The sequence below is a fragment of the Methylobacterium nigriterrae genome (assembly GCF_037106235.1).
GTDB classification, from domain to species: domain Bacteria; phylum Pseudomonadota; class Alphaproteobacteria; order Rhizobiales; family Beijerinckiaceae; genus Methylobacterium; species Methylobacterium nigriterrae.
Genome location: NZ_JBAWTG010000018.1, coordinates 47,202 through 65,033, shown reverse-complemented (window position 1 = coordinate 65,033; position 17,832 = coordinate 47,202). Strand labels below are relative to the sequence as shown.

Genomic DNA, 17,832 nt, shown 5'->3' with positions numbered 1-17,832 from the left:
CCGGGCCTGCCAAGTCCGGGCCTGCCAAGTCCGGGCCTGCCAAGTCCGGGCCTGCCAAGTCCGGGCCTGCCAAGTCCGGGCCTGCCAAGTCCGGGCCTGCCAAGTCCGGGCCTGTCATGCCGGCCGGGGATGCGCCCGGCCCCGTCCCCGCTAGGGCGCAAGCACCGCGCGGCGCTTGCGCCCTAGCCGCGGTCAGAACCGGCCGCCGACGCCGACGCCGCCGCTCGGGCTGAGCGAGGGCGCGAGACCGCCGGAGCTGCTCCCGCCCTCAGCGGTCCCCTCGATCTCGTCGCGCCGGATGCGGCGCGGGCCGGCATCGGCCGCGCGGGCGTCGGCGCGGCCGTTCCGGGGCAGGTCGAGGCGCCGGGTCGGCGCGGTCTGGAGGGGCTCGCCGTCGGGATCGACGGTGGCGGTGCGCACCTCGCGCGCGGGCAGGCCGCTGCGCAGCGAGGGCGGCGGCCCGACATCGCTCGCCGGCATGACGCCGCCGCCGCCGCCCAGTGCTTGGCAGCCGCCGATCGACGCGGCGAGGAGCGCCAGCGCGCCCGCTCTCGACAGGTTGGACGTGAGACCGGTGAGCATGAGACCTGATCCTCTCCGAGGCCGCGTCGCAAGTCACGGCTCATTTTGTCATTCGGCGCTTCTCTACGCCGGGGCTGCGGCGAAAACCAGTCACGCGCCGGGCTATTCACCGTCACCGGTGCTCGCGGGGCCGGCAAGTCCACCCGGGATCGGCGCGGCTTCGCGGATCGCGCGGCCGGTGCTCTTGGGCGGGTGCTCCCGGGCAGGCGCGCGAGGCGTGCACGAGGCGTGCGCGAGCAAGGCGCTTGAGAAGTAGGTCCGAAGAACCCGGGACCGGGTGGGCGGCACGGCCCCGCGCCTCTGGACACGGAGCCCCAGTGCCGCCACCCTCCGGCCCGGATCTTGCCCTCTGTCGGCGGCTCCCGGTCCATAACTTCGCCTTGGTCCGCGTGCATACCAGCCGGGTCCGCACGCCCGGAACCCGCCGGAACGGCCGCGGTTGTGCCCGAAGCCGTCGCGACACTTCATCGAGGAACCCGCGTGTTCAGAACCGTCCGGATGATCGCGACTGCGACGATCACCCTATGGGCCGCCGCCGCCGCCGCCGACAATCCGCCAGCCGGCACGGAGCCTGCGCCGGGCGCATCCGCGCCGGCACCCGCCGCCCCGCAGCTGCCGGCTCAATCCGCTCCGGCCCAGCCCGTGCCAGCCCAGCCCGCCGCCGCGCCGCCGCAGGCCGCGCCCGTGGTGCCGCAGGGGACGCCCGCCACCGTCCTCGACACGCAGGATTACGAGAGCGTCCTCGGCAAGGGCGTGCGCGGCGCCAACGGCGACGAGCTCGGCCGGGTCATCGACGTGATCATCGACAAGGAAGGCCGGCCGCGCGCCGCGATCATCGATTTCGGAGGCTTCCTCGGGGTCGGCTCCCGCAAGATCGCGGTGGACTGGCGCTCGCTCCGCTTCACCACGGACGGCAAGCCCGGCCGGCTGGTGCTTCAGCTGAGCCGCAACCAGGTGCGCGTCTCGCCCGAATACAAGGCGGGCGAGCCGATCGTGGTGCTCGGCCCCACGAGCCCGAGCGCGCCGCCGGAGGCCGAGCAGGCCCCCGCGGCCCAGTCCCCCCAGCCGGCCGCGCCCGTCGCCGCCCCCGTCGCTACCCCCGGGACCGTCCCCGCGACGGCGCCCGCCGCCCCGGCCCCCGCCTCCGCGCCGGCTCCGGCCGACAAGCCGCCCGAGAAGGCGCCCGACCGATGACGGCGCCGCGACCGAAGAACCGGCGCGCCCACTCCCCGCGCGAGCGCAGCGCGCCGCGCTACGAGCCCCGGCCCCGCCCGGCCCGCCCGAGCGAGACACCCCCGGAGGCCGTGCCCGACGTGATTCCCGAGCCGGTCCCCGCGCAGCGGGCCCTCTCGAAGGCGAGCCGCCGGGGCCTCGACGCCTTCGCGTTCTTCGTGGCGAACCTGCAGACCGGGTTCGGGCCGTTCCTGGCGGTCTACTTCACCCAGGCCAAGTGGACGCAATCCGACATCGGCTTCGCGCTCACCGTCGGCAGCCTCGTCAGCCTGCTGGGCCAGGTGCCGGGCGGCGCCTTCGTGGACGCCGTCCGCTCGAAGCGCTTCGCGGCGGGATTTGCCGTGGTGGCGATCTCGGCCAGCGCCTTCGCGCTGGCGGTGTGGCCGAACTTCCTGATCGTGCTCATCGCCATGGCGGCGCACTCGGCCGCGAGCTGCGTGCTGACGCCGGCCATCGCGGCGATCAGCATCGGGCTCGTGGGCCATGCCCGCGCGGGCGAGCGGCTCGGCCGCAACGCCAGCTTCCAGGCGCTCGGCAACGCGCTCGCGGCCGCCGGCATGGGGGCCTGCGGCTACTACCTGTCGAACGACGCGGTCTTCTACCTCACGGCGGCCCTGATGGTGCCGACCCTGATGGCGCTCTCCTCGATCCGGGCCGACGAGGTCAACCACGACACGGGCTCGGCCGCGCAGGCCGCGCCCGGCGCGGCGGGCCTGCGGGCACTCGCCACCAACCGGGCGCTGCTGTGCTTTGCCGGCTGCATGACCCTGTTCTTCCTGGCGAACGCCGCGCTGCTTCCTCTCGTCGGCAGCGTGCTGACGCTCCGGGCGAGCGAGACCGCGACCGCGCTGATCGCGGCCTGCATCATGGTCCCGCAGGCGGTGCTGGCGATCTGCGCGCCCGCGATCGGCCGGGCCGCCGAGCGCTGGGGCCGGCGCCCGATGCTGCTGCTGGGCTTCGCCGCCCTGCCGGTGCGGGCGCTCCTCTTCGCCTACGCGGACAGCCCGACGCTGCTCGTGGCCATCCAGGTCTTCGACGGGATCTCGGCGGCCGTGCTCGGCGTGATGGTGCCGCTGGTGGTCTCCGACGTCACCCGGGGCACGGGCCGCTTCAACCTCGCCCTCGGTGCGGTCGGCACCGCCATGGGGATCGGGGCGGCGCTCTCGACCTCGCTCGCCGGCATCATGGCCGACCGGCTCGGCAGCCACACGGCGTTCCTCGGCCTCGCGCTCGTCGGGGCGGCGGCCTTCCTGATGCTCGCGCTGATCATGCCGGAAACCCGGCGGAGGCAGAGTGTCTGAAGGCGGACGAAGGGGCGGCGACGGCTGCAGCGGCACCGAAATCGCTTCGCCGCTCAACTGGCGTTCAGCTTCGATGGATAAAAGCAGGTCCTGAGGGCGAGCGCTTGCAACGTATGGCGACGCTTTTGCGTTGCCGCCTCGGGATCACGAGTCCGAATGCGTGCGAGCGCATCCCTCTTCGCCCGTCAGGTCCGCTGAAATCGAGATCGTCATCGCGATGGAAGACCTCTGCCACTACGCCGACCGGCCCTGGGCCTTCGTGGGTCGCTACCTCAAGCGCCGCGCCCTGCCCCATGCCGTCATCCTGATCGCGGTGCTCGGCGCCGTCGGCTTCTCCGTCTCCACCGACTACGCGCTGAAGGGCGTGGTCGACGCCCTCAGCAAGGGCCCGCAGGCCGGGCTGGTCTGGGGCGCGCTCGCCGTGCTCATCGCCTTCATCGCCGCCGACAACATGCTCTGGCGCGTGGCGAGCCTCGTCGGCTCCTTCACCTTCGTGGGCGTCACGGGCGACATCCGCCGCGACCTCTTCCGGCACATGACCGGCCACTCGCCCTCCTTCTTCGCCGACCGGCAGCCCGGGACGCTCGCCTCCCGCATCACCGCGACCTCGAACGCGATCTTCACGGTCGAGAACATGTTCGTGTTCAACGTGATGCCGCCCTGCGTCGCGGCCTTCGGGTCGATCGCCTACATCGCCACCGTCAACCTCACCATGGCGGCGGTGCTCGCCGGCATCTTCGGCGCCGTCGTGGTGCTGATGTTCAAGATGGCGGCGGCCGGCAAGCCGCTCCACCACGACTTCGCCGCCAAGGCCGCGAGCGTCGACGGCGAGATGGTCGACCTCGTCGGCAACATGCCGCTCGTGCGCGCCTTCTCGGCCTTCAAGCGCGAGTACAAGCGCTTCGACGGCACGATCGGCGTCGAGATGCGCTCGCGCCGCTCCTCGCTGCTCTACCTCGAGAAGCTGCGCATCGTGCACGCGATCCTGACCGTGCTCGCGGTGCTCGGCCTGCTCTACTGGGCGATCACGATGTGGGAGGCGGGTCAGGCCACGAACGGGCAGGTGGTGCTCGTCTGCACGCTCGGCATCCGTATCCTGGCCGCCACCCGCGACCTCGCGGTGGCCCTCGTCGACGCCACGCAGCACACCGCCCGCCTGTCGGAGGCGCTCCACACCCTGCTGCAGCCCCACGACCTGATCGACCATCCCGAGGCGGTGCCGCTCACCGGCCACGCCGCTAAGATCGACTTCCAGCACGTCGCCTTCGACTATCCCGACGGGCGCGGCGTGTTCTCGGATTTCGACCTCGCCATCGAGCCGGGCCAGCGCATCGGCCTGGTCGGCAAGTCGGGCGGCGGCAAGTCGACCCTGTTCTCGCTGCTGCAGCGCTTTTACGACGTGAAGGGCGGCCGCATCCTCATCAACGGCCAGGACATCGACCGGGTCACGCAGGAATCCCTGCGCGAGGCCATCACGGTGGTGCCGCAGGACGTCTCGATGTTCCACCGCTCACTTCGCGAGAACATCCGCTACGGCCGGCCCGACGCCAGCGACGAGGACGTCTGGAAGGCGGCCGAGGCGGCCCATTGCACGGACTTCATCAACGCCCTGCCGGAAGGCTTCGACACGATCGTGGGCGACCGCGGCGTCAAGCTCTCGGGCGGCCAGCGCCAGCGCATCGCCATCGCGCGGGCGATCCTGAAGGACTCGCCGATCCTGCTCCTCGACGAGGCGACCTCTGCGCTCGACGCGGAATCCGAGGAGGCGATCCGCCACGCGCTCGCCAACCTGATGAAGGGCCGCACCGTCATCGCCATCGCGCACCGGCTCTCGACCCTCAAGGATTTCGACCGGATCGTGGTGCTCGAGGGCGGCCGCATCATCCAGGACGGCTCGCCGGACAAGCTCACCCATCTCGACGGCTTCTACCGCGAGCTGATGAAGAAGGAATCGCTGTCGATGTCGCTCGCGGCGGCGTGAGCGGCGCGGGCGCGGACGATCTCCGAAGGGCCGGCGCGGAGAAATCCGCGCCGGCCTTTTCCGTTCGGCCGGAACACGGGCGTCATCGCGCGGCACCGGACGGCGTCGGCGGGCATGATCCTCTATTGCCGTAGTGCGGCGCTGTCGCGGGCTTCCAGGAAGGTCGTGCGGCTCAGGCCCCGCCCGTCCCGACGGCCCGGAACATGAAGCGGCGGGCCTCGTCGTCCATCTCGGCCTTGAAGGCATGGCGGCTCTTGAGCGCCTCCGCGCGCTGGGCGGCCGGGCGGGCGTTGATCGCGTCGAGGAGGCGCTTCACGTGCGCCAGCTCCGCGAAGGCTGCCTCGCCGAGGACGAAGGGGACCATCCGGGCCCAGCCCCAGACCGCCATGTCGACGAGGGTGTAGGCCTCGCCCAGCATGAAGGGCCGCTCGGCGAGCCGGTCGTTCACGATGCGCCAGTGGCGGCGCGCCTCGAACACGTAGCGCTCGAGCGCGTAGTCCTGCCCCTTCGGCGCGAAGTGGCGGAAATGCACGCATTGGCCCGAGAAGGGGCTGAGGCCGGTCGCCACGAACATCAGCCAGGAGAGCATCTCGCCCCGCGCCGCATCGCCCGGCGCCGGCAGGAACCGGCCCGTGGCCTCGGCGAGGTGGAGCAGGATCGCGTTGCTGTCGAACACCGTGGTGCTGCCGTCGACGATGGCCGGCACCTTCGCGTTCGGGTTGACGGCCGTGAAAGCCGGATCGAACTGCTCGCCCCGGCGGGTATCGACGGGAACCGCCTCGTAGGGAAGCTCCGCCTCCTCCAGGAAGAGCGCGACCTTCATGGGGTTGGGGCTGAGGTTGTAATAGAACTGGATCATCGGCGGCACCTGTCCTGCTGGGGCGCCCGGCTTCGCCGGTCGTCGCGCCGGGCGCAAGTCCCCGGGTGGCCCCCTACTCGGTCACGACCTTGTAGCTCTGCCCGGCCTTGAGGGAGGCGCCCCGCTCCAGCCCGTTGAGGACGAGGAAGCGCTCGAGCGGGCGATCCGGCACGACCATGCGCCGGGCGAGCTCCTCGGGATTGTCGCTCGTCGCCGGAACGATCTGCAGGCGCGTGGGCTTCAGCGTGCGCGTCTCCTCGGGGGAGACGGAGGCGAGGCTTCCGGTCCAGCGGCGGAAGGCGGGATCGGGATCGGTCGCGCCCTTGGCGGCCATGATCATCCGGTAGGTCGCCTCGCCGACGCGGACCGCGGCCAGGCGGAAGGTCCAGTCCTTGCCGCGGGACAGGGCCACGGCGGCCGGGTGGCCCGCGATGGTCCGGGCCTCGACGGTGCTCCCCTCGATCGCGTCGTTCCAGGTGGCCTTCAGGACCTCGTCGAGCCCCCGGCTCGGATCGGCCTCGACCTGATCGAACAGGAGGCGGCGGCTGCCCTCGTTGGTGGTGCCCAGAACCGCGTTCTTGGTGTTCTCGATGGCGAAGCCATCGGGCACCTCGAAGGCGATGCCGAGACCCGGGTGCAGGAAGCGGCGCCCGCGCACCACGCCCTCGCCGGGATTGTCGCCGTAGGCGATGCCGTCGATCGCCGCGAGGTAGCGGGCCCGGTCATCGGTGCCGACGCCCGGGGCGCCGATGCGGCGGGCCGCCCGCGTGACGAGGGAAATGCGCTCGGCCGTGCCCGGATGGGTCGCCAGCATGTCCGGCTCGGCCGCGGTGCCGCCGCCGGCCTTGAGGGCCACGGTGCGGTTCAGCGCGGTGAGGAAGCGGCCGGCCGCGAAGGGGTCATAGCCGGCGGCCGCCAGCGTCCGCACGCCGGCGCCGTCGGCCTCCAGCTCCTGCTCGCGGGAGAAGCGGGCCAGCGCGAAGCGCGACTGGTTCTGGAGTTGCGCGCCGGTCGCCGGATCGTTCAGCACGTCGGCCACCACCCGGCTGACGAGCTGGGAGCGCAGCTCGAGTTCCGTGCGGGCATTGGCGTGGCTCAGGGTGACGTGCGCGATCTCGTGCGCCAGCACCGCGGCGATCTCCGAGGTGTCGCCCGCCAGCGCGACGAGGCCGCGGGTGGCGTAGAGGCGCCCGTTCGGCAGCGCGAAGGCGTTGACGACGGGCGAGTCGAGGAGCGTCACCACGTAGGCTTGGTCGGGACGGTCACTCGCCTTGACGAGGCGGTCCGTCACCTCGGTCAGGAGGCGCAAGGTCGCGGGCGCCCGGTACTCGCCCCCGAACGAGGCCACGAGCTTGGAATGGTCCGAATCCGAGACGCTGCGGGCCCGCCCCGTGGTGCGCGGCGCCTCGGCCGGCACCGTCACGGCGGCCGGCTGCAGGACGGCGCCGGTCTGGTCGATCGCGCAGGCCGACAGGGCGAGGCCGAGGAGGCCGGCGCCCGCGAGCGCGCGCGCGGGAGACCGCCCGCCGCGCAGGCCCGAACCGTCGGCTCGCTTCGCAACCCCGTCCATGCCGATCAGCGCCGCGGCGCCCGCTCCTTGTCCGGACCCGTATCCGGATCTTCTTCGCCCAGAACCTCGATCGTCTCGGCGCTGGCGACCTCGATGACCGGCCCGCGCCAGATCTCGACGATGCCCCGCACGCGCACGACCCTGCCCTTCAACCCGGCTGCACTCAAACCATGTTCCTGCAGCCGGCGCCAAGTGCGCTTCGACACCGCCACCGTCAAGCCGTCCTCGCCGCGACGCACGAAGTCGAGATAGGTGCGGCCCGGACGCTCCCCGATATGGAGGATGCGCCCGCGCGCCACCACGAAATGCCCGGCCGCCGCCCGGAGCGCCGGGCCGTCCCGCGCCGCCGGAAGCGGCCGGCGCCAGAGCCCGAGCCCGGCCCGGCGGGCCGTGTCCTCGAGGCCGAGAAGGGCGGGGCGGCAGAGCACGTCCCCCTTCCCCGGCATCGACCTGCGCGAGGCCCGCGCGGATGAGGCCGCCGGCCAGATCGACCGGCTCGCCGCCCTCCGGCTCGACCAGCGCGTCGACGCTCGCGCGGCCCCAGCGGTCGGGCTCGCCCCTTGCGACGACCGCCAGGGGCCGGCCGCGATGGGCGCCGAGCCAAGCCGAGGCCGCCGCGGCGTCCGCCGGATCCTCCGGCCAGCGCAGGGAGCCGAGCCGCGCCCGGGCGCCGGTGGCCAGCGTGATCTCGCCTCTCGGCCCGTCGCCCGCCAGCGCATCGGACCGCGTCGCGGAGGCCTGGCACTCGGCTGGCCCGGCCCGCGGAGCGGCCGCGGCCGGGCTCGCGAGGCCGCAGAGGAGCACGGCGCCCGCCAGGGCCCGATACGGGACCCGGCCCTTCCCGCCCCGCTCCGAACTCCGCCCCGAACTCCGCCCCGCCATGGCACCCGTCCCCGCGACGGCGCAATCTGACCGAAAACGGCAGGCCCCGCCCTGCCCGAAGCACGTTTTTTCGGCTCCTGCGGCAGGCGCGTCACAGGGACCGTGCCGATGGGGACACGATCGCGGGTGATTGGCCCCGAATGAGGGCCATCCGGTGCCGAAGCGCGCGCAGTCGACTTTGGTACGATTCCGCTCCGGACAGACTACTGTATCTTTTTAGACAATGAGCTAGAAGAAGCGCCATGCCGGACGACACCGACATCATCCCCGGGGAATTTCCACCCGACCTGCCGCAAGGGCCCGGACACCTCGACGCCTGGTGTGCGGACGAGCTCGAGAAGGCCGCTGCCTGCCTGGAGGATCTCGGCCAGCGGGCCATGGCGGCGAGCGTGCGCGGCATCGGCATCCTGCACCGCGTCAAGGCCCTGGAGCTCGACCTGCGCCAGCTTGGCCGGGGCCGCGAGGCCGCCCCGATCCCGCCGGGCAGGCCGCCGGGGGACACGATCCCGATCCGGTTGGACTCGCCGGACGATGGTGCTAAGGACGGGGCGGTTCAGTCTCCGTAGCTCAGCTGGACAGAGCACAGGTTTCCTAAAGCCAAAATTGGGCGTCGCGCCGGGAAACCGCGCGGCGGATCCGCTCAAATTCGGGGAACGCTCACGGCGCCTTCCGCGCCCTGCCGATCCCGAGCCAAGCCCAGGCCGGCGCCAGCCGGACCCGGGAAGGTGTAGAGACTAGACGGGCGGCACCTAAGGGCCTCGCTGCCGGGGCCTAGGGTGAAGGGATAGTCCAGACCACGAACGCCCGCCTCGCCGGGCGGCGGCGAAAGCCGAGGTGGTATGAAACCTGGGGTCGCAGGTTCGAGCCCTGCCGGGGACGCCACCTTCCTGCGCAAGCCGGCTGGGCGTATTACGTATGCACAGGCCGCCGCCGTGACAAAACGTCAACGGAACCTTAAGCGTCGATGCGGGGAACCGCGGCCTCCGGGCCCCGCGGTCGAGGTGGGCGCACGAGACACTCCATGGCAGGCCAGAAGACCGATCAGCGGGACGCCCATGTGGGACAGCGCATCGCCGAGGAGCGCCGCCGGGCCGCGCTGACCCAGCGCAGGGTCGCCCAGAGCTTCGGCATGTCGGCGGCCCAGCTCCAGAAATACGAGAAGGGCACGAACCGCATCAGCGCGGTGCATCTCGAGATCCTGTCGCGGATGACCGGCGTGCCGCTGGAGCACTTCTTCCAGGGCATGAAGCGCCTCGACGACATCCCCCTCGAGGGCTTCGGCGAGGACCGCCAACAGAGCTACGCGGGCGAGAACGAGTGGCACGGGCTCGCGGAGGTGGTGGCCCGCCACGTCACCGAGCATTTCTCGGAGGGCGCGCGGCGCGACCTCGCCGCCGCCGTCCACGCCCTCGACCGTAAGCTGAACGGATGATGTTCCGGCTATTTCGTACGTTATAGCGGACGCGTTCGGCATACCATCTTGACCCGCCCAGGGCGGCGGGTGCTAGAACGCGTCCTCCATCAGACCGGGTCAAGCGCTTGAGCACGAGGGCGCGCCCGCAACCGGGGGTGCTGCCCATGCCGCGTTCCGACTTCCTGTTCACGAGCGAGTCCGTCTCCGAGGGCCACCCCGACAAGGTGTGCGACCGGATCTCGGACACCGTGGTCGATGCCTATCTCGCGGCGATGCCGGAGGCCCGGCTCGGCGTCGAGACGCTGGCCACCACGAACCGCATCGTGATCGCTGGCGAAGTGCGCGGCCCCGATTCGGTGACCTTCCAGGACCTCGAGCACCTGACCCGCGAGGCCGTGCGGGACATCGGCTACGAGCAGTCCGGCTTCCACTGGAAGAACAACGACGTCGCCATCCACCTGCACGCGCAGTCCGCCGACATCGCGCAGGGCGTCGACGCCGCGGGCAACAAGGACGAGGGCGCGGGCGACCAGGGCATCATGTTCGGCTACGCCGCCGACGAGACGCCCGAGCTGATGCCGGCCCCGATCTTCTACGCGCACAAGATCCTCAAGGACCTCGCCGATGCCCGCAAGGCGCGCGCGGGCGATGCCGCCATGCTCGGCCCCGACGCCAAGAGCCAGGTGACGGTGCGCTACCTCAACGGCCGCCCCGTCGAGGTGACGCAGATCGTGCTCTCCACGCAGCATCTCGACGAGTCGCTCGACTCGGCCGACGTGCGGGCGATCGTGGAGCCCTACATCCTGAAGGCGCTGCCCGAGGGCTGGGTCAACGAGGGCACGGTCTGGCACGTGAACCCGACCGGCAAGTTCGTGATCGGCGGCCCCGACGGCGATGCGGGGCTGACCGGGCGCAAGATCATCGTGGACACCTACGGCGGCGCGGCGCCCCACGGCGGGGGCGCCTTCTCGGGCAAGGACCCGACCAAGGTCGACCGCTCGGCGGCCTACGCGGCCCGCTACCTCGCCAAGAACGTGGTGGCGGCCGGCCTCGCGCGCCGCGCCACGATCCAGCTCGCCTACGCGATCGGCGTCGCCCGGCCGCTCTCGATCTACGTCGACCTGCACGGCACCGGCACGGTCGACGAGGCCCGGCTCGAGGCCGTGCTGATGGACGCGATGGACCTCTCGCCCCGGGGCATCCGGACGAAGCTCGGCCTCAACAAGCCGATCTACGCCCGCACCTCGGCCTACGGCCATTTCGGCCGGGCGCCGGAGGCCGACGGCGGCTTCTCCTGGGAGCGCACCGACCTCGCCGACAGCCTGAAGGCGGCGCTCGCCTGACATCGCGGCGGGGCCTCTCCTCCGCCTCCCGAGGGGGACATTGACCGCGCCCGGCCATGGTCCGGGCGCGTCCACGGAGCGTTCGCGTGACGACACCTGGGCGGAGCGCGCCTGAGGCGCCCGAGCGCGCCTTCTTCGGGCGGCGCAAGGGCAAGCGGCTGCGGGAGGGGCAGGAGCAGCGGCTGGCCGCGCTGCTGCCGCGGTTGCGCGTGACTCCGCCGGCGGATGGCGGCCGCCTCGACCCGGCGCAGCTGTTCCCCGAGCCCAAGCGCGGGCACTGGCTGGAGATCGGCTTCGGGGGCGGCGAGCACCTCGCCGCGCAGGCCGCCCGCCATCCCGAGATCGGCTTCATCGGCGCCGAGCCCTTCGTCAACGGCGTGGTCAAGCTCCTGCGGGCGATCGACGCGGAGCGCCTGGCCAACATCCGCATCCGCGACGAGGACGTCACGGCGCTCCTCGCCGCGCTGCCCGACGCCTGCCTCGACCGAGTCTACCTGCTCTATCCCGACCCTTGGCCGAAGCGCCGCCAGCGCAAGCGCCGCTTCGTCTCGGACGAGTCCCTGCGGGAGATCGCCCGGGTCCTGAAGGACGGCGGCCTATTCCGCTTCGCCAGCGACATCGACGACTACGCGGGCTGGACGCTGGCGCGCGCCGCGCGCTGCCCGGACCTGCGCTGGACCGCCGAGCGGGCAGCCGACTGGACCGCCCCCTATCCGGACTGGTCCGGCACCCGCTACGAGGCCAAGGCCGTCGCGGCGGGGCGGCGGCCCACCTATCTGGAATTCGCCCGCGCCGAGCGCATCTAAGAGCCTCTCGCCGGACGCCCGCTAGGCCGTCGCGTGCGGAAGGGGAACGGGCGGTGGCGAAGTGCTCTCGGCGCAGGGCGTGCCGCGGCGCACAGGGCGTGCGCCGCGTCGGCCTTGCCGCTGCCGAGCTTGGGGTTCATCCTGCCGACGCCTCGGGCAGGGACGGTCGGACGGGGCGCGACGACCCGCTGCGGCGCGCGAGCGAGGATTCGGATTGGGCGACAGGGTGGACCACGCTCCGCAAGCGGATTCGGTCGATCTCCATCGCGCGGCCTTCGAGGAGGCCGCGATCGGCCTCGCGATCCTGTCGACCCGCGGCGACGCCCTGCTGGACGCCAACCGGCACCTCTGCCGCCTGCTCGGCTACGGTGCCGGCGACCTCGTCGGCATGTCGCTCGCCGACCTCCTCGAACGGACCGCCCTCGCGGAGGGCGTGCAGCGCTGGCGCCGCGCCGACGGGCGCACGATCGACGTGCGCGTGCGCCGCTCGAACGGCGGCACCACGCTGGTGGTCGAGGCCGTCGACGCGGACGAGGCGGTGCGCGCGGAGCAGAACCGCGAGGCGCTGATCGCGGCGGGTCTCGGCGAGTGGCGCTGGGACAAGGCCACGGGCCTGATCACCCTGTCGCGCCGCGCCGCGCAGATCCTCGGCCATCCGCCCGGCCCCTCGTTGACCTGGGAGACACTGCGCCCGCTGATCCAGGCGGACGAGGCAGCGCGCGTCGGATCGGTCGTGCGCGAGGCGCTGGAGCGCGGCAGGCCCTACGCCTTCGAGTGCCGCCTGCGCCGGGCCGGGGAGGAGCGCGAGATCATCGTCGGCGCGCGCGGCCAGCCCGTGGCGGGGCCCGACGGGACGCTCGAGGGCATGGTCGGGGTGGTGCAGGACATCACCACGCGGGTCGAGGCGCGCGATGCCCTGCTCGGGCGCGAGCAGCGCCTGCGGGTCGCCACCTCTCTCGCCCGGCTCGGCATCTTCGAGTGGCACATGCTCGAGGACCACGCGATCTGGGAGAACGAGCGCATGTTCGAGATCTTCGGCCGCACGGCCGAGGACGGCACCGTCGGCAAGACGGAGTTCCTGAACGAGCTTCTCCACCCCGACGACCGCGCGGCCGTGCGCCAGGCGATCTCGGGGGCGCTCCGCGACGACGTGATCCTGCACGTGACCGGCCGCATCCGCCGCAAGAGCGACGGCGCCTGGCGCACCATCGACATGGCGGGGCGCTTCGAGCGCGATGCCCCGAACCGCCTGCCGCGCCGCCTGATCGGGGTCGTTGCCGACGTGACCGACCGGCGCCACGCCGAGGAGCGCCAGACACTCCTGATCCGCGAGCTGCACCACCGGGTGAAGAACACGCTCGCCACCGTGCAGGCCATCGTCGGCTCGACGGCCCGCACCGCCTCCAGCATCGAGAGCTTCTACGAGGCCTTCGTGGGCCGCATCATGTCGCTCGCCCACACCCACTCGGTGCTCACCGAAGATACCTGGCAGACCGCGAGCCTGCGCTCTCTCCTCGTCAACGAGCTCAGGCCCTACGCCGACGGCGCGATGGACGGCGCGATCGACGGGCGCATCTCCCTGAGCGGGCCGCCGGTCGATCTCGCCTCCGAGATCGCGGTGCCGATCGGCATGGCGATCCACGAGCTGACCACCAACGCGGCGAAGTACGGCGCCCTCTCGACCCGCGGCGGGCGTGTCGCGGTGACATGGGCGCTCATGCCCGGCGGCCCCGCCGGAACGTTGCGCTTCGAGTGGCGCGAGAGCGACGGGCCGACCGTGGAGCCGCCGCGCCGTCAGGGCTTCGGCTCGCGTCTCCTGCAGCGGGTGCTGACCACGCAGGTCCAGGCCGAGGTCGAGACCGAGTATCTGCCGGAAGGCTTCCGCCTGACTATGCTGGCGCCCCTGCCCCGGCGCAACGACGCCCTCAACCCCGTGGCCTGACGCACGCCCCGGCCGGCATCCGAGGGCGGCGGCGCGCAGGCTCGGCGGACGAGGCGCAGAATATTCTCCGTGATTTCCGGATCACGGAAAATGCTCCGAACCCTTGATCTGGCGCGCGTTCTGATAGCCGAACCGGCAACCACTTTGGCGGACAGCGCGCTAAGCCGCCTGGATGTCGAGCGCGCTCTCAGCCGGCGGCAGCGTGGCCACGGGTGCCGGCTCGTCCGGCTGGGGCTGGGGGCGCTTGCGCGGCAGCGGGTCGTTGTAGGGGGTGTTGTAGCACTTGCGCACCGAGGTCCAGAACGCGTCCCGTTCCGCCGCGCTCAGGTCGCTCAGGATTGCATCGATCTGCGCGGTCGCGGCTGCGGCGAGCGCAGGGGTCTCCTCCGGCGTGATCCAACTTTCCACGGGCATAAACGAACTCCGATGCGCTCGGCACGCCTTTTAGCGAGGTTCACATAGCTGGACCGTGAACGCACGCCCATTCGGGCGTGCGGGCTGCTCCTTTTTCAGGCCGATGCGCGTTCAAGCTGTGCAAGCCAGCGTTGCGCCTGGGCGCGCACATTGTCCGGCGCCGTTCCGCCGTGGCTCGTGCGGCTGGTGACCGAGTTCTCGACGCCGAGCACCGCGTAGACCGCGTCGGTGATGCGGGGCTCCGCCTCCCGCATCTCGGCGAGCGACAGCGCCTCCAGGCCGACGCCGCGCGCGGAGGCCGCGCCGACGAGGCGGCCGGTGACGTGGTGCGCGTCGCGGAAGGGCAGGCCGAGCTCGCGCACGAGCCAGTCGGCGAGGTCGGTGGCGGTCGCGTAGCCGGAGCCGGCGGCGCGCGCCAGGACATCCGGCACGGGCTCGAGATCGCGCACCATGCCGGTCATCGCGGCAAGGCACAGGGAGAGGGCCTGGAGCGCGTCGAACGTGCCCTCCTTGTCCTCCTGCATGTCCTTCGAATAGGCGAGCGGCAGGCCCTTCATGACGATGAGGAGGCCGGTCAGCGCTCCGATTACCCGGCCGGCCTTGGCGCGCACCAGCTCGGCCGCGTCCGGGTTGCGCTTCTGCGGCATGATCGAGGAGCCGGTGGTGAAGCCGTCCGACAGCTTCACGAAGCCGAACTGCGCCGAGGTCCACACGACCAGCTCCTCGGCGAAGCGCGAGAGGTGCACGGCGCAGATCGAGGCCGCCGCGAGGGATTCCAGCGCGAAGTCGCGGTCGGCCACCGAATCGAGGGAGTTCGCGGTCGGCCGGTCGAAGCCGAGCGCGGCGGCCGTGGCATGGCGGTCGATCGGGAAGGAGGTACCGGCGAGCGCCGCCGCGCCGAGCGGACACTCGTTCAGCCGCGCGCGGGCGTCGCGGAACCGGCCCCGGTCGCGCCCGAGCATCTCGACATAGGCGAGGCAATGGTGCCCGAAGGTGACGGGCTGGGCCGATTGCAGGTGGGTGAAGCCCGGCATCACGGTGGCGGCGTGGGCGAGCGCCTTCTCGGCGAGCGCGCGCTGCAGCTCGACCGCCTGCGCGTCGAGGCTGTCGAGGGTGTCGCGCACCCAGAGCTTCATGTCGGTGGCGACCTGGTCGTTGCGCGAGCGGGCCGTGTGCAGGCGCCCGGCGGCCGGCCCAACGATCTCGGTGAGCCGGCTCTCCACGCTCATGTGGATGTCCTCGAGCTCGCGCTTGAACACGAACTGCCCGGCCTCGATTTCCGCCTGGACCGCCTTGAGCCCGGCCTCGATCGCGCTCACATCATCGGCGGGCAGGATGCCGGCGGCTCCCAGCATCGCGACATGCGCCAGCGAGCCGCGGATGTCCTGGGGGGCGAGGCGCTTGTCGAATCCGATGGAGGCGTTGATCTCCTCCATGATCTCGGCGGGGCCGCTCGCGAAGCGCCCGCCCCACATCCGGTTGCTCATGATCCACCACACCTTCCAGCCACACCGCGCCCCGGGGAGGCGACGCTGATGCCCGGCCGCCTGACATCCTTCGCCGTCGGGGCCGTCCTCGTGACGGCGCTCGGCGCCGGCCTCGCCCTATACGGGACGGGCTCCATCGGGAGCAACGGCCTCGGGCCGGGCGAGCCCTGCGCCGGTTCGCTGGCGGCGGCCCGGCGCATCGCGCCGCTCGCCCGCGGCGAGGTCGCGGCGATGCAGGTCCTCGACCGGCCGAGGCCCGCGCCGGCCCTGCGCTTCAAGGACGCGCAAGGGGCCGAGGCGACCCTGGCCGACCTCAAGGGGGGCACCCTCCTCGTCAACCTCTGGGCGACGTGGTGCGCTCCCTGCAAGGCCGAGATGCCCGCCCTCGACCGCCTGCAGGCCGAGCTCGGCGGCCCGGATTTCGGGGTCGTCGCCATCAACGTCGACACGCGCAACCTCGACCGGCCGCCCGCCTGGATGCGGGAGAACGGCATCGCCCGGCTCGCCTACTACGCCGATCCCGGCGGGCGCGTCCTGCCGGCGGTGCAGCGGGACACGGGCTCGACCGGCCTGCCGACGACGCTCCTCATCGACGCGCAGGGCTGCGAGGTCGGCGTGATGAAGGGGCCGGCCGAGTGGGCGAGCGAGGATGGCAAGCGCCTGATCCGGGCCCTGCTCGGCGACGCCGGCAAATCCTGACGGGAAACGGTCCGGGCCCGCGGCCCCCTCTCCATTCGGGCTCGGCGGCCCACGCGTCGCGGCGGGCAATCGGGGCGCGCCGGTCTGCCCGGGCTTGATCGCGGCGCCGCGAGCGGGCAACCGGTGCGGCATGGATCGCCGCCGTCCCCTCTCCGTCATCCGCACGGCGCTCACCAGCGAGGCCGGCGGCGGGCTCGTCCTGATGGCGGCTGCGGCCCTCGCGCTCGCTGTGGCGAACTCGCCGCTCGCGGCCGGCTACGACCGCGCGCTCCACCTGTATCTCGGCCCCCTCAGCCTGCTGCACTGGATCAACGACGGCCTGATGGCCGTGTTCTTCCTGCTCGTCGGCCTGGAGATCAAGCGCGAGGCGCTCGACGGGCAGCTGCGCACCTGGCCCGACCGGGCGCTGCCAGGAATCGCCGCCCTCGGCGGCATGCTGGTGCCGGCCCTCGTCTACGTCGCGCTCAACTGGCACAACGGCACCCTGCGGGGCTGGGCGATCCCCGCCGCCACCGACATCGCCTTCGCGCTCGGCGTGCTGGCGCTGCTCGGGCGCAGGGCGCCGGTCTCCCTCAAGATCTTCCTCAGCGCCGTGGCGATCGTGGACGATCTCGGCGCCGTCATCATCATCGCGCTGTTCTACACGGCCGGCCTCGACCCGCTGATGCTGGGGCTTGCCGCCGCCACCCTCGCGCTGCTCGTCCTGCTCAACCGCTTCGGCGTGTCGGCGCTCGGCCCCTACCTCGTGCTCGGCCTCGCCCTCTGGTTCTTCGTGCTGCGCTCGGGCGTCCACGCGACCGTGGCGGGGGTGCTTCTCGCGCTCACGGTTCCGATCCGCACGAGCCCGGCGCGGACCGACGACCCGACCTCGCCGCTCCACATCCTGGAGCACGCCCTGACGCCCTGGGTCACCTACGCAATCGTGCCGGTCTTCGGCTTCGCCAATGCCGGCGTGACGCTCGTCGGCCTGCCGCTCGGCGCGCTGATCGATCCCGTCACGCTCGGCGTGGCGCTCGGGCTGTTTCTCGGCAAGCAGGCCGGCGTGTTCGCGAGCGTGCGGCTCGCGGTGGCGATGGGCTTGGCCGCGCGGCCGGCCCGTGCGGGCTGGGGCCAGGTCTACGGCGTCGCCGTCCTGTGCGGCATCGGCTTCACCATGAGCCTGTTCATCGGGGGCCTCGCCTTCGCGTCGGGCGAGCATGGGCTCGAGACGAAGCTCGGCGTGCTGGCGGGCTCGCTGGCCTCCGGCATCGCGGGCGCCGCGATCCTCGCAATGTCGGCCCCGCCGGTCCGACTCCGGCGTGGGCATTGCGAGGGCTGAG

16 protein-coding genes are annotated in these 17,832 nt (G+C 72.4%); 10 read left to right on the top strand and 6 right to left on the bottom strand.

Annotated features, from left to right (window positions below; translation table 11 throughout):
* Nucleotides 1–192: 192 nt before the first annotated feature.
* A complete protein-coding gene (locus WDW90_RS12305) occupies nucleotides 193–582 on the bottom strand; it encodes a hypothetical protein (RefSeq protein WP_336487670.1) in 390 nt (129 codons plus the stop codon).
* Nucleotides 583–1,080: 498 nt separating this feature from the next.
* Here WDW90_RS12305 and WDW90_RS12300 point away from each other — a divergent pair, with 498 nt between their 5' ends.
* From WDW90_RS12300 to WDW90_RS12290, 3 genes are all read left to right on the top strand, one after another.
* Nucleotides 1,081–1,776 (top strand): PRC-barrel domain-containing protein, encoded by a 696-nt coding sequence (locus WDW90_RS12300; RefSeq protein WP_431311027.1) that lies wholly within the window; start codon nucleotides 1,081–1,083, stop codon nucleotides 1,774–1,776.
* Nucleotides 1,773–3,116 (top strand): MFS transporter, encoded by a 1,344-nt coding sequence (locus WDW90_RS12295; protein WP_336487668.1) that lies wholly within the window; start codon nucleotides 1,773–1,775, stop codon nucleotides 3,114–3,116. The genes WDW90_RS12300 and WDW90_RS12295 overlap by 4 nt, the downstream gene beginning before the upstream one ends.
* 217 nt (nucleotides 3,117–3,333) lie before the next feature.
* The gene (locus WDW90_RS12290) at nucleotides 3,334–5,097 is read left to right on the top strand and encodes an ABC transporter ATP-binding protein (protein ID WP_336487705.1); all 1,764 of its coding nucleotides are present in this window, start codon (nucleotides 3,334–3,336) and stop codon (nucleotides 5,095–5,097) included.
* Between the two features lie 172 nt (nucleotides 5,098–5,269).
* Here WDW90_RS12290 and WDW90_RS12285 read toward each other — a convergent pair whose 3' ends face one another.
* From WDW90_RS12285 to WDW90_RS12275, 3 genes are all read right to left on the bottom strand, one after another.
* Nucleotides 5,270–5,956, bottom strand: coding sequence for a glutathione S-transferase family protein (locus tag WDW90_RS12285; protein ID WP_336487667.1), 687 nt, complete (start codon nucleotides 5,954–5,956; stop codon nucleotides 5,270–5,272).
* Nucleotides 5,957–6,029: 73 nt separating this feature from the next.
* The gene (locus WDW90_RS12280; protein ID WP_336487666.1) at nucleotides 6,030–7,526 is read right to left on the bottom strand and encodes a M48 family metalloprotease; all 1,497 of its coding nucleotides are present in this window, start codon (nucleotides 7,524–7,526) and stop codon (nucleotides 6,030–6,032) included.
* A 5-nt stretch (nucleotides 7,527–7,531) separates the two neighbouring features.
* Nucleotides 7,532–7,954 carry a hypothetical protein gene (locus WDW90_RS12275; protein ID WP_336487665.1) on the bottom strand — a complete coding sequence of 141 codons (423 nt, stop codon included), beginning with the start codon at nucleotides 7,952–7,954 and terminating at the stop codon, nucleotides 7,532–7,534.
* 696 nt (nucleotides 7,955–8,650) lie between these two features.
* Here WDW90_RS12275 and WDW90_RS12270 point away from each other — a divergent pair.
* The 5 genes from WDW90_RS12270 (at nucleotide 8,651) to WDW90_RS12250 (ending at nucleotide 13,913) form a co-directional block, all read left to right on the top strand.
* Nucleotides 8,651–8,974 carry a hypothetical protein gene (locus WDW90_RS12270; protein WP_336487664.1) on the top strand — a complete coding sequence of 108 codons (324 nt, stop codon included), beginning with the start codon at nucleotides 8,651–8,653 and terminating at the stop codon, nucleotides 8,972–8,974.
* 455 nt (nucleotides 8,975–9,429) lie between these two features.
* Nucleotides 9,430–9,840, top strand: coding sequence for a helix-turn-helix domain-containing protein (locus WDW90_RS12265; protein WP_336487663.1), 411 nt, complete (start codon nucleotides 9,430–9,432; stop codon nucleotides 9,838–9,840).
* 146 nt (nucleotides 9,841–9,986) lie between these two features.
* On the top strand, nucleotides 9,987–11,165 hold the full coding sequence (gene metK / locus WDW90_RS12260) for a methionine adenosyltransferase (protein ID WP_336487662.1): 1,179 nt from the start codon (nucleotides 9,987–9,989) through the stop codon (nucleotides 11,163–11,165).
* Nucleotides 11,166–11,221: 56 nt separating this feature from the next.
* Nucleotides 11,222–11,971: a tRNA (guanine(46)-N(7))-methyltransferase TrmB gene (trmB, locus tag WDW90_RS12255; RefSeq protein ID WP_336487661.1), complete on the top strand. Its 750-nt coding sequence runs from the start codon at nucleotides 11,222–11,224 to the stop codon at nucleotides 11,969–11,971.
* Between the two features lie 214 nt (nucleotides 11,972–12,185).
* Entirely contained in the window at nucleotides 12,186–13,913 is a 1,728-nt protein-coding gene (locus tag WDW90_RS12250; protein ID WP_336487660.1) for a PAS domain-containing protein, read from the top strand.
* A gap of 159 nt (nucleotides 13,914–14,072) precedes the next feature.
* Here the strand turns inward: WDW90_RS12250 and WDW90_RS12245 are convergent, their stop codons facing one another.
* Entirely contained in the window at nucleotides 14,073–14,327 is a 255-nt protein-coding gene (locus WDW90_RS12245; protein ID WP_431311025.1) for a hypothetical protein, read from the bottom strand.
* A gap of 95 nt (nucleotides 14,328–14,422) precedes the next feature.
* Entirely contained in the window at nucleotides 14,423–15,814 is a 1,392-nt protein-coding gene (gene argH / locus WDW90_RS12240) for an argininosuccinate lyase (RefSeq protein ID WP_336487659.1), read from the bottom strand.
* 48 nt (nucleotides 15,815–15,862) lie between these two features.
* Here argH and tlpA point away from each other — a divergent pair, with 48 nt between their 5' ends.
* The gene (gene tlpA, locus WDW90_RS12235; protein WP_336487658.1) at nucleotides 15,863–16,513 is read left to right on the top strand and encodes a thiol:disulfide interchange protein TlpA; all 651 of its coding nucleotides are present in this window, start codon (nucleotides 15,863–15,865) and stop codon (nucleotides 16,511–16,513) included.
* 130 nt (nucleotides 16,514–16,643) lie between these two features.
* Entirely contained in the window at nucleotides 16,644–17,831 is a 1,188-nt protein-coding gene (gene nhaA / locus WDW90_RS12230; RefSeq protein ID WP_336487657.1) for a Na+/H+ antiporter NhaA, read from the top strand.
* Nucleotide 17,832 lies beyond the last annotated feature (1 nt).

Excerpts from the sequence above, each read along its gene's own strand:
- nhaA (WP_336487657.1), top strand. The coding sequence starts at position 16,644 with ATGGATCGCCGCCGTCCCCTCTCCGTCATCCGCACGGCGCTCACCAGC.
- metK (WP_336487662.1), top strand. The coding sequence starts at position 9,987 with ATGCCGCGTTCCGACTTCCTGTTCACGAGCGAGTCCGTCTCCGAGGGC.
- WDW90_RS12270 (WP_336487664.1), top strand. The coding sequence starts at position 8,651 with ATGCCGGACGACACCGACATCATCCCCGGGGAATTTCCACCCGACCTG.
- argH (WP_336487659.1), bottom strand. The coding sequence starts at position 15,814 with ATGAGCAACCGGATGTGGGGCGGGCGCTTCGCGAGCGGCCCCGCCGAG.
- WDW90_RS12300 (WP_431311027.1), top strand. The coding sequence starts at position 1,081 with ATGATCGCGACTGCGACGATCACCCTATGGGCCGCCGCCGCCGCCGCC.
- tlpA (WP_336487658.1), top strand. The coding sequence starts at position 15,863 with ATGCCCGGCCGCCTGACATCCTTCGCCGTCGGGGCCGTCCTCGTGACG.
- WDW90_RS12305 (WP_336487670.1), bottom strand. The coding sequence starts at position 582 with ATGCTCACCGGTCTCACGTCCAACCTGTCGAGAGCGGGCGCGCTGGCG.
- WDW90_RS12280 (WP_336487666.1), bottom strand. The coding sequence starts at position 7,526 with ATGGACGGGGTTGCGAAGCGAGCCGACGGTTCGGGCCTGCGCGGCGGG.
- WDW90_RS12285 (WP_336487667.1), bottom strand. The coding sequence starts at position 5,956 with ATGATCCAGTTCTATTACAACCTCAGCCCCAACCCCATGAAGGTCGCG.
- WDW90_RS12245 (WP_431311025.1), bottom strand. The coding sequence starts at position 14,327 with ATGCCCGTGGAAAGTTGGATCACGCCGGAGGAGACCCCTGCGCTCGCC.
- trmB (WP_336487661.1), top strand. The coding sequence starts at position 11,222 with ATGGTCCGGGCGCGTCCACGGAGCGTTCGCGTGACGACACCTGGGCGG.
- WDW90_RS12290 (WP_336487705.1), top strand. The coding sequence starts at position 3,334 with ATGGAAGACCTCTGCCACTACGCCGACCGGCCCTGGGCCTTCGTGGGT.
- WDW90_RS12295 (WP_336487668.1), top strand. The coding sequence starts at position 1,773 with ATGACGGCGCCGCGACCGAAGAACCGGCGCGCCCACTCCCCGCGCGAG.
- WDW90_RS12265 (WP_336487663.1), top strand. The coding sequence starts at position 9,430 with ATGGCAGGCCAGAAGACCGATCAGCGGGACGCCCATGTGGGACAGCGC.